The sequence below is a fragment of the Flavobacterium sp. PLA-DH12 genome (assembly GCF_059511845.1).
The window spans coordinates 710090-722310 of sequence record NZ_JCAMPD010000001.1; the positions used below are offsets into that span (position 1 = coordinate 710090).

Sequence of the window (12221 nt, forward strand, 5' to 3'; positions counted from 1 at the left end):
TTATACGTTATATTTGCGCTCAAAATCAGCAAAAAAAGTTGCTTTTGAATTCCAAAAATATCTTATGAAAAAATTATTCGCCCTAATTGTTCTTTTATTTTGTGTGCAAATGCAAAGTCAGACTTTTGTAAAATTTAATGGAGCTACGGCTTTATTGGCTATCCCGAACATCGGTATTGAAACCAGTATTGGAGAAAAAACAACTTTTAGTGCCGATGTAATGGCTTCTTTTTGGGAGTCTTTTAATGGCCATAGCCCTATGAAATTTATTACTGTTACTCCCGAAATTCGTTATCATTTTAAAGAAAAATACAATGGATTTTATGCGGGAGCTCATATAGGTGCAGATAAATATGACATCCAAAAATGGAATTATTGGGACACTAACATGTATGAGCATGGCTTCGGTTATAGAATTGGAGCTACAGTAGGTTATAATCTAAAATTAAGTGATAAATTTTTACTTGACTTTTTTGTAGGTGGTGGATGGCATCAAGGATTTTATCATGGATATTATAATGATGGAACTCCAGGAAGATATGAAAAAGCAGTGCACTGGAACAAAAGTGGCGAGTGGCTACCGTATCGTGGCGGAGTTATGATTTCATACAAATTATAAATCAGCTTAACTTAGGAAGTGTTTTGATGTAAAGCTCCTCTACTTTCTTACGAGCCCAATCTGTTTTTCTTAAAAAAGTAAGACTTGATTTTACACTTGGGCTTGAATTAAAGCATTTTATTGGAATTAATTCACCTAAAGTATCAAACCCATAATAATCGACTAAGGTTTCAACAATTTTTTGAAGTGTAATTCCGTGTAAAGGATCTTTGGATTGATTTTGCATCTTATACTTTTTTAATAATATCAAAAGACCGTACTTCAAAAAAGTACGGTCTTCTTTTTTGCAAAATTACTAAAAGAATTTTACGTTAATCAAATAAAGAATAAATTAGAATATAAATTTAAAACCTACAGAAATTGGGGTTGTTAAATTTGGAGCACTTCCACCCAATTCCGTATTATAATAAGAATCAACATTGGCAACATGTGCTAATCCAAAATTTGTAACAGTGGTTTTCTCTCCATTCTCTGGCTTTAGAGTTGTAGAAGTGAAGTTTACTAAATCATAAGAAAACTCAACTGAGAAATTCTTAGTTACAAAATAATCAAAACCTCCTGATACAGAAACTCCAACTTGATTTACTTTTAAGTCGCTTTCTTTTTCTTTTCCAGTGATAACAGGTATCGCAGCTTGTCCGAAGAAATATAAAGACCCCGCTACATTCCAATATTTTCTAACTAAAGGCTGAAAAACAAATAAATCTGTTTTAGCAAGTGTTTTAACATCTGTACTTCCTTGCGGATACCCATCTGATTTAATGTTAATATAACCTATTCCCGCACCTACAGCCACAGATGGGGTAATAAATGTCCCTACAATTGGGAGCACCGATAAATTAGTCCCTTTTACATCTCCACTTTTAGTTTGCTGATAACCAAACTGAGAAGTTGCAAACCAAGCTCCTTTTAGTCCTTGAGACGAATCTTGAGCTCTAGCAGTTAAACCGATTAATACCATACTCACTAATGTTACAATCTTTTTCATTTTATTTCGTTTTTTTTTAATTACAGGACAAACTTATATGTAAGCTTTCTGCTTAAGGCTGATTAAAATCATAGATTAAAAAAAAACTTTAATTATCTTTAACTGCCACATTTTTCAATTTTGTCTTACATTTGCAACCATGATAAAATCAGTCAATATACTTAACAAAAGAGCCCGATTCGATTATGAAATAATCGACACTTATACTGCTGGAATTGTTTTGGCGGGAACAGAAATTAAATCTATACGTCTAGGAAAAGCAAACATTACCGAAAGTTTTTGCGAATTCAGTGGCATGGAACTTTTTGCCATTAATACTTATATTGAAGAATATTCTTTTGGAAATCAATTCAATCATAAATCCAGAAGTGAAAGAAAATTGCTTTTAAATAAAAAAGAATTAAAAACGCTCCATAAAAATGTTCAGGCAAAAGGTTTAACGATTGTCCCTTTAAAGCTATTTACAAACGAAAAAGGTTTGGCTAAACTACAAATTGGCCTTTGTAAAGGGAAAAAGAATTATGATAAACGTGAATCTTTAAAAGAACAAGACACCAAACGTGATTTGGACCGTATTAAAAAAGCTTATAATTAAAACCAAATTTAATTTTCTCTAAATGATACATTTATAATATTTTATCGTTATTTTTATTACAAAATAATTTAACTGTAAAATATGAAAAAGTACTTAGTTTTGTTTTTCGCTATAGCAGCGTTTTCAAGTTGCGGCAGTAATACATCAATTGTAAACAGCTGGAGAGATCCAGATGTAACGATCACACAAGAACAATTTAAAAAAGTTTTGGTGGTAGCTTTAGTCAAAGATGAAGCTTCGAGACGAATTATTGAAAACAGAATTGCTGCTGGTAATCCGGTTTTTAAAACTTCATATCAGTATTTAAATGCAACCTCCCAATTAACGCAAGAACAAAAACTAAAGGTCTTACAAGACGAAAACTTTGATGGCGTAATCAGTATGCGTTTGGTCAGCAAAGAAAAAGAAGTTAATTATGTTCCCGGCACTTATACAGGAATGTATTATGGCGGTTTTGACGGAATGTATACAGGCATGTACGGATACGGCTTTGGAAACTGGTATGGCATGTACTCTCCAAACTTTTATGATCCGGGTTATTACCAAGAAACTACTTCTTACATGGTTGAAACCAATGTATTTTCATTAAAACAAAACAAATTAATTTGGACAGGAACTACAGAATCACAATATGTAACCGATCTAGGACAAACAGTAGACGCGATTATGCAGACTGTAGTAAAAGAAATGCGTAAAGATGGTTCTTTACCTCCTAAATAAAATGAAAAGAAAAGCAACGTAAAAATGTTGCTTTTTTTATGACTAGTTTTATGACTAGTTTTGTCAAGACTATAATTTTCATCAAAAATGAAATCACTTTTAAAAAATGCACGAGAACAAAAAGGTTTTAAAACCCGTGAATTGGCACAATTGGCCGGAATAGATCAGGCTTTAATCAGTAAATTTGAATCAGGAACACGAAAACCAACAAAAGAACAGATTTCAAAACTGGCTCAGCTTCTAGAAATTGATTATGAAACTTTAATGATTGTCTGGCTTAAAGAAAAGATTCTTTATGAAATTGGCGACGAAGAATTTGCCTTAAAAGCCTTAATTTTAGCTGAACAAGAAATTCAAAACAATAAAAAAGAAATCAACTCAGCATTAATATTTTCTATTCAAAATATCTTGGATGAGATTGAAGTCTTAAAAAATAAAATCCATTCTTTTAATCATTTTGAATTCCGTCAAATCTCAAAAACTTTAGAATTAGAATTTATATTTAAAAGTATTCATTTAAACAAGAATCCATTAACATTAGAAGAAACTAAACTAGTTTTAAATGAAGGATTGACCATTTCTGGAAAAAGTATGCAAAATCATCTTGAAGCTATTAATTTTCAAGAAGCAACATTCTACATTAAAGATCTAATTCAAAAGAAAATATCATTAAATGAAAAAGATTTTCTTTTGCTTCACACTTTTCTTTTTAAAGGATTTGAATTTGAAAGTTCTGGAAAATATATCAATGATGCACTTATTATACGCGAAATGAATTTATTTTTTAATTGGTATGAATCACAAAAAAACATTCTGCATCCCATAATTCTTGCTTCTGAAGCTCATCTAAAAATAGCTGAAATTAAGCCTTTTGAAAATGGAAATCTGCAAATGTCAAACTTAGCATTGAACTGGATTTTAATCCAACATAATTATACATACGTCACAATTGACGAAAATCAAAAAAGTATGGATGAATATTTTTCTATTTTAGAAGAAAGTCAGCTTAATAATGACAAATCAATTTTTATTAATTATATCATTCGAATTGAAAAAGAAAATCTAAAAAAAGCGATACAATTAATCGAAAAATAAAAAAGCCCAGCTAAACTGGGCTTTCTCATTAATTTTTATCTTCTAATAGAGGAACAAATCTAAATTCTCCAAACTCATGTTTTTCAAATTGAGTTTCGTTCTTTCTAATCAATAAAGTCATAATCTGAACATCTTCTCCTAACGGAATAACCAATCGCCCTCCTATTTTTAATTGTGCCATTAAAGGCTGTGGGATAAAAGGCGCACCTGCTGTAACTATAATACTGTCAAACGGCGCAAAATTTGGCAATCCTTTATATCCATCTCCAAATGTAACATGCTTAGGACGAATATTTAATTTTGGAAATAAGTTTGACGTTTTTTTAAACAATTCACTTTGTCTTTCAACAGTATATACTTTAGCCCCAAGCATAAACAAAACAGCAGTCTGATAACCAGAACCAGTCCCGATTTCAAGAACTTTATGATCTCTTTTTACTTCCAACAACTGCGATTGGAAAGCAACTGTGTATGGTTGTGAAATAGTTTGCCCTGCTCCAATAGGAAAAGCCTTATCTTGATAAGCATAATCTTCAAAACTTGAATTTAAAAAAAGGTGTCTCGGGATTTTTTTTATCGCATCCAGCACCGCTTTATCAGTAATTCCTTTTTGCTCTAAAGTAGTTACTAATTGATTACGAAGTCCTTGATGTTTGGCAGTGTCTTTCAAAATAGGTAGGTTTTATTTTCGCAAAAATAAGAAACAAAACAGGATTTCAAATATTGATTTTTAAATAATAAATTAATACAGTGGAAAGTCGAAAGCCGAAAGCCGAAAGTCATAATTTACAATTCACAACTCACAACTCACAATTCACTAAATTCTTTTTTACTTTCAACAAATAAATTCTATTTTTGTTTAAAATACATTCTCATGTTAAAAGTAGGAGTTTTAGGTGCTGGTCATCTTGGTAAAATACATTTACGCTTATTACAACAATCTGACAAATACGAATTAGTTGGATTTTACGACGAAAATCAAGAAAATGCCGAAAAAATCTCAAAAGAGTTTGGCTATAAAAACTTCAGTACAATTGCAAAACTCATTCACGCTGTTGATGTGATTGATATTGTAACTCCAACCCTTTCACACTATAAATGTGCTAAGGTTGCTATAAAATCAGGAAAACACATTTTTATAGAAAAACCAATTGCTAACACTGTAGAAGAAGCCGAAGAAATTATCGCTTTAGCAAATGAATACAATGTAAAAGGGCAAGTAGGTCACGTAGAGCGTTTTAATCCCGCTTTTATTGCTACGAAAAACATGATTGAAAATCCGATGTTTATAGAAACGCATCGTTTGGCAGAATTTAACCCGCGTGGTACAGACGTTCCTGTGGTTTTAGATTTAATGATTCATGATATTGATGCTATTTTAAGCGTTGTTAATTCAAAAGTAAAAGATATTCATGCAAGCGGTGTATCTGTAATTAGTGATACTCCAGATATTGCCAATGCTAGAATTGAATTTGAAAATGGCTGTGTTGCCAATTTAACTGCAAGCAGAATTTCTTTGAAAAACATGCGCAAATCACGTTTCTTTCAAAAAGACGCTTATATTTCTGTCGACTTTTTAGAAAAAAAATGTGAAGTAGTTCGTATGAAAGATGCCCCAGAAGTACCAGGAGATTTTGATATGATTCTTCAAAATGCTGAAGGAGTTAAAAAACAAATTTATTTCACTAATCCAGATGTTGAGCAAAACAATGCAATCTTAGATGAATTGAATTCGTTTGCAGACGCAATAAACAGCAATACAACTCCAGTTGTAACACTTGAACAAGCAACAGATGCATTACGTGTAGCGTATCAAATTATTGATTGTTTCAATAAATAGTTAAAAAAAATCAAAATACATAGCCACGAATTCACGAATTATTTGGTGAATTCGTGGCTAAATCATAAAAAAATATCTAGTATAAAATGAAAACAATAGCTGTAATTGGAGCAGGAACAATGGGTAACGGAATTGCTCATACCTTTGCACAAAGCGGTTTTACCGTAAAATTAATCGATGTTTCTGAAAAATCTTTAGACAAAGGAATGGCAACTATTGCTGCCAATTTGGATCGTATGTTATCTAAAGGTACAATAACTCAAGAAGATGTTACCAAAACTATAACTAACATCATAACTTATACTGATATTAAAGACGGTGTTGTAGGTGTTGATCTTGTTGTTGAAGCAGCAACTGAAAACGTTGAATTAAAACTAAATATTTTCAAGCAGTTAAACGAATATTGCTCTCACAATACGATTTTAGCAACAAACACGTCTTCTATCTCAATTACACAAATTGGAGCTGTTGTAGCACATCCTGAGCGTGTTATCGGGATGCATTTTATGAATCCCGTGCCGATTATGAAATTGGTCGAAATCATCCGTGGATACAATACAAGTGATGAAGTAACCAAAATCATCATGGATTTATCTGAAAAATTAGGTAAAGTTCCTGTTGAAGTAAATGATTATCCAGGTTTTGTGGCGAACAGAATTTTAATGCCAATGCTAAATGAAGCAATCGAAACGTTATACAATAAAGTTGCTGGAGTTTACGAAATCGATACGGTAATGAAATTAGGAATGGGACATCCTATGGGACCGCTTCAATTAGCCGATTTTATTGGTCTTGACGTTTGTCTTGCTATTCTAAATGTAATGTACGACGGATTCAAAAATCCTAAATATGCTCCTTGCCCGCTTTTAGTAAATATGGTTAGAGCCGGAAAACTAGGAGTTAAATCTGGAGAAGGTTTTTACGATTATAGCGAAAGCAAAAAAGCAGAGAAAATCTCGAAACAGTTTATATAAATCTAAATATTTAGCTTTTTAATGCAAGAATGTCGTTTTTGTAAAATAATAGAAGGAGATCGGTTTAATGAAGAAGTTATTTTTGAAAATGATTTATTTATAATTCTTACAGATAAATATCGACAAACAAGCATTGGTTCTATTTGTTTATTAATTCCGAAAAAACATTTCAAGAACATTTTAGAACTTTCTGTTGATCATTCTAAAGAGTTAATTCCAATTCTCAACAATATAAATTATGCCATGCAAAAGGCATACAATTGTAAAGGAATTAGGATATGGACAGCCATTAATAAAGAAGCGGGACAGTCAATATTTCATTGTCACATTCATATTATTCCTTGTAATTCTTTAAAAGATAGAATTATTGCTTCTTTTCCAGGCATTTATGACTGGAAAAGACGTATTTTACGATTAGGAAATCATAAATTAAATGCTAATAAAAACTTTGAATTAGCCGATAGATTGAGATCAGAAATGACAAAACAAGATTGTAATGAGCATTAAATCAAATTTACAAAATATAAAAAAAAGTTTACCTGAACACGTAACTCTCGTTGCCGTTTCAAAAACAAAACCTGTTTCAGACTTGATGCAGGCTTACGAAGCTGGACAGCGTATTTTTGGTGAAAACAAAATTCAGGAAATGACTGAAAAATGGGAACAAATGCCCAAAGACATTCAATGGCATATGATTGGTCATGTTCAGTCGAATAAAGTCAAATTTATGGCTCCGTTTGTGAGTTTGATTCATGGGGTTGATAGTTTGAAATTACTACAAGAAATCAACAAACAAGCTGTAAAAAACAATAGAACAATAGACTGTCTTCTTCAAATTTATATTGCTGAAGAAGAATCTAAATTTGGTTTGGACGAAAACGAATTAAATGAACTTTTAACTTCTGTGGGGTTTAAAGAGTTAAAAAATATTCGTATCTTAGGTTTAATGGGAATGGCAACATTCACAGAAGATCAAAACCAGATAAAAAAAGAATTTACCCATTTAAAATCGATTTTTGATTCAACGAAAAAACTGCAGGCCATTAACGATTTTAGCATCATATCTATGGGAATGTCTGGAGATTATAAGCTAGCTATAGAATGCGGAAGCACAATGGTAAGAATTGGAAGCAGCATTTTTGGCGGACGTTAATAACTGTTGTAAGGGTGCACTGCAATACGTAGAAAACTGAACACTAATTTCGATAATAATCGAAACTGAACACTGAACACATAATTTGTACGCAATACTTGACATAGAAACAACTGGAGGACAGTTTAATGAAGAGGGAATTACCGAAATCGCCATCTACAAATTTGATGGACATGAAGTAGTTGATCAATTCATAAGCCTTGTCAATCCTGAAATTCCAATCCAGCCTTTCGTTGTAAAACTGACTGGAATCAATAACGCTATGTTGCAGTCAGCACCGAAATTTTATGAAGTTGCAAAACGCATTATCGAAATTACTTCAGATTGCGTAATTGTTGCTCACAATGCTTCTTTCGATTATAGAATCCTTAGAACTGAATTTCGTCGTTTAGGTTACGATTTTGAAGCTAAAACACTTTGTACAGTTGAATTAGCCAAAAAACTAATTCCCGAACAGCCTTCATACAGTTTAGGAAAACTAGTCCGTGCACTTGGAATTCCAATGGCCGACAGACATCGTGCCAGCGGAGATGCTATGGCTACAACCAAGCTTTTTAAAATGCTTTTAGAAAAAGATGTCGAAAAAACTATCGTAAAAGATTTTATAAAACTCGAAGTCGAAAAAGGGATTTCTCCAAAATTTTTAGACATTCTAAGCCAAATGCCAACAAAAACTGGCGTTTATTATATCTATAACGAAAGTGGCACTTTAATCTACATTGGCAAAAGCCAAAACATCAAAAAAAGAGTTAATCAGCACTTTACTGGAGTTACCACTAAAAGCAAAAAGATTCAGGCAGAAGTTTTTACAATTACGTATGACGAAACTGGAAGCGAATTAATTGCACTTTTAAAAGAAAGTGAAGAAATAAAAATAAATCGTCCACGCTATAATCGTGCACAGCGAAAAACAATTTTTCAATATGCCTTATATGCCGAAAAAGATGCTCAAGGATATTTGAATTTAAAATTAGAAAAAGCCGACGGACGAAAAAAGGAAATAACTTCTTTTGCTTCACTTCAAGAAGGCAAAAATGCTCTTTTCAGGTATACTGCAAAATATCATTTGTGCCAAAAACTCACAGGATTATATCAGACCAAAAAAGAATGTTTTCAATATAAAATCAAAGAATGCGATGGCGCCTGTATTGGCGAAGTGACTCCAGAAGTTTATAATTTGAGAGTACAGCAATTCATTTCTGAAAACAGTTTCGAAAACAAAAGCATGATTCTTATAGATAGAGGCCGAAATGTAAATGAAAGAAGCGCTGTTTTGATCGAAAACGGAATTTACAAAGGTTACGCCTATTACGATCTTAATTATCAGATTACAAACATCGACATCTTAAAAAATATTATAACACCAATGCAGCACAACCGAGATGTAAAAAACATCATTCAGAATTACATTCGCAAGAGCAAGTCATTGAAAATACTGCATTTTTAACAAAACAAAACTTTGATTATCTTTAAGGATATGAAAAAGACAAAATCACAATACGAAATCTTCAGAGAAAAAGTCAAAATCGTTCTATATGGCACCAATACCATCTTAGGACGAATGTTCGATTTAGTATTGTTAGGTTTAATCTTATTGAGCGTTCTTTTAATAATGCTTGATACTGTTGAAGGCGTAAGTTCTAAATATCACGAACAATTACTACTCTGTGAATGGATAATTACCATATTCTTTACCATCGAATATGTATTAAGAATTATTTCAATCCAAAAACCAGTCAAATACATTTTCAGCTTTTACGGAATTATCGATTTACTTGCTGTTTTACCGATGTATCTGTCCATTTTTTTTCCTGGTGCAAGTATTTTATCAATCGTAAGAGCGTTGCGTTTTCTCCGATTATTCAAGATTCTGCATATTCCGCAAATCAATCATCAATCCCTACAACTAAAAGAAGCCATCGAAGCCAGCAAAGAAAAAATTCTAGTTTTTATCTATTTTGTCTTAATCAGCACCGTAATTATCGGTACAATCATGTATCTTGTTGAAGGCAGAGAATCTGGATTTACCAGTATTCCTATGGGAATCTACTGGACAATTGTTACGCTTACAACGGTTGGTTATGGAGATATTTCACCGCAAACGCCACTTGGACAATTTATCGCCGCTTTTGTTATGATTTTAGGTTACGGAATCATCGCCGTTCCAACCGGAATTGTAACCGCCGAATTTGCAAAAAGCAGTCTGAAAGGTAGTTTTGTAGGCACAAAAAAAACATGTAGAAAATGTCAGTCGCAAGTCCATTTCGGTAATGCAAAATATTGCTACGAATGCGGAACCGAACTGCCAAATAATTAATTATAGAAGCTAATCCAGCTGTACATTCCAACTCCTCCTTATATTTGTAATTTTTTAAGGCATAAAAGGAGCTTCCGTTGGTCGCTCTTTTACACCAAAAAAATTCAACAAATATAAGTCCGGGGTTTCCATTTCCATCTGGGCTAAAAAATATGAAATACCTAATCACCATTGTCGGACCAACAGCTATAGGCAAAACAGCCTTAAGTATTGCTTTGGCACAACATTTTAAATGCGAGATCGTTTCTTGCGACAGCCGTCAATTTTTCAAAGAAATGACCATTGGAACCGCAGTTCCCAATCAGGAAGAATTAAATTCGGCTAAGCATCATTTTATTCAAAACAAATCAATCTTCGAAAATTACACTGTTGGCGATTACGAAAAAGAAGCTTTAACTAAAATTGAAGAACTATTTCAAACCAATGATTTCGTTATTCTTATTGGCGGGTCAGGTTTATATGTAGATGCCATTTTAAAAGGGTTTGACGAGTTTCCTGAAATTGATCCAAAAGTTCGACATGAAGTAAATTTAAACTACGAAAAACTCGGAATCGAATATCTTCAGGAACAACTCAAAAATTTGGACCCAGAATATTATCAAAAAATAACTGTAGAAAATCCGCAGACTTTACAAAATCCACAGCGAATGATGCGTTTTGTTGAAGTTTGCATTGGAGCTCAAAAACCTTATTCTTCTTTTTTAAATCAGAAGAAAAATAATAGAAACTTCACTCCTATTCTAATCGGTTTAGATGCCGAAAGAGAAATCATTTACAGCAGAATCAACCAGCGTGTTGATATCATGATGAACGAAGGATTATTAAAAGAAGCCGAAGCACTTTATCCTAACAAAGCGTTAAATGCACTTCAAACGGTCGGTTATAGAGAATTATTTAGTTATTTTGACGAAGAATTCACTTTGCCTTTTGCGATAGAAGAAATCAAAAAAAACACACGAAGATTCTCGAAAAGACAATTAACGTGGTTCAAACGAAACGAAAACACCAAATGGTTTGATTATTCGACTGACAGAAATGAGATTATTCATTACATAGAAGAAAATCTAAAATCATCAATCTAAAATCTAAAATTAACAATGCCAATATCTCCCAATTTTACATCAGTTTTAAGCAAAGACTGGGAAATCAATTTTACACAATGTACGCCTACAGGTTTTTTAAAATATACCGATTTGTGTAATATTTTACAATTAACCGCAGCTGCACATTCAGAAGTTGGCGGAATCAGCTTTTACGATATGCAGGAATTCCATCAAGCTTGGGTTCTAAGCCGAATGCGCGTTGAAGTTCATGCTTTACCAAAATGGCAGGACGTTGTAACGGTAAAAACATGGATTAACAGTTTAGAAAATTCACGTTCAGTTCGTGCTTTGGAAATGTATGTAAACGGAAAAAAAATTGTAGGTTGCGAAACCTATTGGGCAGTTTTCAATACAAAAGCACGTAGGCCAGAAGCTTTAGCACTGCCTTTTGAACATTTCGAATTATTCCCAGAAAACAGAGCAACGGAAGAAGGTTTTTCTAAAATAAACATCAATCATGAAAAAGAAGCCGTTTTTGAAAAAACAGTCTATTTATCTGATTTAGACATTGTAAATCATGTAAATAATGTAAAATATCTGGAATGGTGTTTGGATCATGTTGATCCTAAAAGAATCATGAAACAAGAAGTAAAAAGCTTCGAAATGAATTTTATGAAAGAGCTTTCACTGCAAGATAATGTGGTTATTCACGAAAGCGAAGACGACGATCATACAACAGCAACATTCAGCATTACAAAAGGCGAAAAAACGTGCTTTGCTTTGGAATTGCATTGGAAGTAAGATTTCATTTATCTTAAAAACTTTACATATCTACTTTAAAAAAACAAAAAACGATGCAAATTGCATCGTTTTTTGT

15 protein-coding genes are annotated in these 12221 nt (G+C 32.6%); 12 read left to right on the forward strand and 3 right to left on the reverse strand.

From position 1 onward, the window contains the following. The first annotated feature begins 64 nt into the window (after positions 1 to 64). Complete coding sequence (locus tag AC5ZCW_RS03000; RefSeq protein WP_343543341.1) at positions 65 to 619, forward strand: DUF3575 domain-containing protein; 555 nt, start codon at positions 65 to 67, stop codon at positions 617 to 619. Position 620: 1 nt separating this feature from the next. On the opposite strand, the gene AC5ZCW_RS03005 is transcribed toward AC5ZCW_RS03000, so the two are convergent. Beyond that, the gene (locus AC5ZCW_RS03005) at positions 621 to 845 is read right to left on the reverse strand and encodes a VF530 family protein (protein ID WP_343543343.1); all 225 of its coding nucleotides are present in this window, start codon (positions 843 to 845) and stop codon (positions 621 to 623) included. A gap of 105 nt (positions 846 to 950) precedes the next feature. Then, positions 951 to 1607 (reverse strand): hypothetical protein, encoded by a 657-nt coding sequence (locus tag AC5ZCW_RS03010; protein WP_343543345.1) that lies wholly within the window; start codon positions 1605 to 1607, stop codon positions 951 to 953. Between the two features lie 139 nt (positions 1608 to 1746). On the opposite strand from AC5ZCW_RS03010, the gene smpB reads away from it, so the two are divergent. The 3 genes from smpB to AC5ZCW_RS03025 all read left to right on the forward strand — a co-directional run bounded on the left by smpB (position 1747) and on the right by AC5ZCW_RS03025 (position 4017). After that, positions 1747 to 2202 carry an SsrA-binding protein SmpB gene (smpB, locus tag AC5ZCW_RS03015; protein WP_177209986.1) on the forward strand — a complete coding sequence of 152 codons (456 nt, stop codon included), beginning with the start codon at positions 1747 to 1749 and terminating at the stop codon, positions 2200 to 2202. 81 nt (positions 2203 to 2283) lie between these two features. After that, the gene (locus AC5ZCW_RS03020) at positions 2284 to 2922 is read left to right on the forward strand and encodes a putative periplasmic lipoprotein (protein WP_281632192.1); all 639 of its coding nucleotides are present in this window, start codon (positions 2284 to 2286) and stop codon (positions 2920 to 2922) included. A gap of 87 nt (positions 2923 to 3009) precedes the next feature. Then, positions 3010 to 4017, forward strand: a complete 1008-nt coding sequence (locus tag AC5ZCW_RS03025; RefSeq protein ID WP_496117835.1) for a helix-turn-helix domain-containing protein — start codon at positions 3010 to 3012, stop codon at positions 4015 to 4017. A gap of 28 nt (positions 4018 to 4045) precedes the next feature. On the opposite strand, the gene AC5ZCW_RS03030 is transcribed toward AC5ZCW_RS03025, so the two are convergent. Then, positions 4046 to 4687, reverse strand: coding sequence for a protein-L-isoaspartate(D-aspartate) O-methyltransferase (locus AC5ZCW_RS03030; protein ID WP_496117837.1), 642 nt, complete (start codon positions 4685 to 4687; stop codon positions 4046 to 4048). A gap of 204 nt (positions 4688 to 4891) precedes the next feature. Here AC5ZCW_RS03030 and AC5ZCW_RS03035 point away from each other — a divergent pair, with 204 nt between their 5' ends. The 8 genes from AC5ZCW_RS03035 to AC5ZCW_RS03070 all read left to right on the forward strand — a co-directional run bounded on the left by AC5ZCW_RS03035 (position 4892) and on the right by AC5ZCW_RS03070 (position 12145). Continuing rightward, positions 4892 to 5857 carry a Gfo/Idh/MocA family protein gene (locus tag AC5ZCW_RS03035; protein ID WP_496117839.1) on the forward strand — a complete coding sequence of 322 codons (966 nt, stop codon included), beginning with the start codon at positions 4892 to 4894 and terminating at the stop codon, positions 5855 to 5857. Between the two features lie 86 nt (positions 5858 to 5943). Beyond that, positions 5944 to 6831 carry a 3-hydroxyacyl-CoA dehydrogenase family protein gene (locus AC5ZCW_RS03040; protein ID WP_177209990.1) on the forward strand — a complete coding sequence of 296 codons (888 nt, stop codon included), beginning with the start codon at positions 5944 to 5946 and terminating at the stop codon, positions 6829 to 6831. Positions 6832 to 6852: 21 nt separating this feature from the next. Beyond that, positions 6853 to 7338 carry an HIT family protein gene (locus AC5ZCW_RS03045; RefSeq protein WP_496117841.1) on the forward strand — a complete coding sequence of 162 codons (486 nt, stop codon included), beginning with the start codon at positions 6853 to 6855 and terminating at the stop codon, positions 7336 to 7338. After that, positions 7328 to 7984, forward strand: a complete 657-nt coding sequence (locus AC5ZCW_RS03050) for a YggS family pyridoxal phosphate-dependent enzyme (protein ID WP_496117843.1) — start codon at positions 7328 to 7330, stop codon at positions 7982 to 7984. The genes AC5ZCW_RS03045 and AC5ZCW_RS03050 overlap by 11 nt, the downstream gene beginning before the upstream one ends. Before the next feature lie 85 nt (positions 7985 to 8069). Next, positions 8070 to 9431: an exonuclease domain-containing protein gene (locus AC5ZCW_RS03055; protein WP_496117845.1), complete on the forward strand. Its 1362-nt coding sequence runs from the start codon at positions 8070 to 8072 to the stop codon at positions 9429 to 9431. A 30-nt stretch (positions 9432 to 9461) separates the two neighbouring features. Beyond that, positions 9462 to 10301 (forward strand): ion transporter, encoded by an 840-nt coding sequence (locus AC5ZCW_RS03060; protein WP_496117847.1) that lies wholly within the window; start codon positions 9462 to 9464, stop codon positions 10299 to 10301. Positions 10302 to 10453: 152 nt separating this feature from the next. Next, complete coding sequence (miaA, locus tag AC5ZCW_RS03065) at positions 10454 to 11383, forward strand: tRNA (adenosine(37)-N6)-dimethylallyltransferase MiaA (RefSeq protein ID WP_496117849.1); 930 nt, start codon at positions 10454 to 10456, stop codon at positions 11381 to 11383. A gap of 15 nt (positions 11384 to 11398) precedes the next feature. Further along, a complete protein-coding gene (locus tag AC5ZCW_RS03070; RefSeq protein ID WP_496117851.1) occupies positions 11399 to 12145 on the forward strand; it encodes an acyl-[acyl-carrier-protein] thioesterase in 747 nt (248 codons plus the stop codon). Positions 12146 to 12221 lie beyond the last annotated feature (76 nt).

Bases quoted from the DNA above. Each gene is read 5' to 3' on its own strand.
- AC5ZCW_RS03060 (WP_496117847.1), top strand. From the start codon at position 9,462: ATGAAAAAGACAAAATCACAATACGAAATCTTCAGAGAAAAAGTCAAA.
- AC5ZCW_RS03040 (WP_177209990.1), top strand. From the start codon at position 5,944: ATGAAAACAATAGCTGTAATTGGAGCAGGAACAATGGGTAACGGAATT.
- AC5ZCW_RS03045 (WP_496117841.1), top strand. From the start codon at position 6,853: ATGCAAGAATGTCGTTTTTGTAAAATAATAGAAGGAGATCGGTTTAAT.
- AC5ZCW_RS03000 (WP_343543341.1), top strand. From the start codon at position 65: ATGAAAAAATTATTCGCCCTAATTGTTCTTTTATTTTGTGTGCAAATG.
- AC5ZCW_RS03035 (WP_496117839.1), top strand. From the start codon at position 4,892: ATGTTAAAAGTAGGAGTTTTAGGTGCTGGTCATCTTGGTAAAATACAT.
- miaA (WP_496117849.1), top strand. From the start codon at position 10,454: ATGAAATACCTAATCACCATTGTCGGACCAACAGCTATAGGCAAAACA.
- AC5ZCW_RS03070 (WP_496117851.1), top strand. From the start codon at position 11,399: ATGCCAATATCTCCCAATTTTACATCAGTTTTAAGCAAAGACTGGGAA.
- AC5ZCW_RS03050 (WP_496117843.1), top strand. From the start codon at position 7,328: ATGAGCATTAAATCAAATTTACAAAATATAAAAAAAAGTTTACCTGAA.
- AC5ZCW_RS03005 (WP_343543343.1), bottom strand. From the start codon at position 845: ATGCAAAATCAATCCAAAGATCCTTTACACGGAATTACACTTCAAAAA.
- smpB (WP_177209986.1), top strand. From the start codon at position 1,747: ATGATAAAATCAGTCAATATACTTAACAAAAGAGCCCGATTCGATTAT.
- AC5ZCW_RS03020 (WP_281632192.1), top strand. From the start codon at position 2,284: ATGAAAAAGTACTTAGTTTTGTTTTTCGCTATAGCAGCGTTTTCAAGT.
- AC5ZCW_RS03010 (WP_343543345.1), bottom strand. From the start codon at position 1,607: ATGAAAAAGATTGTAACATTAGTGAGTATGGTATTAATCGGTTTAACT.
- AC5ZCW_RS03025 (WP_496117835.1), top strand. From the start codon at position 3,010: ATGAAATCACTTTTAAAAAATGCACGAGAACAAAAAGGTTTTAAAACC.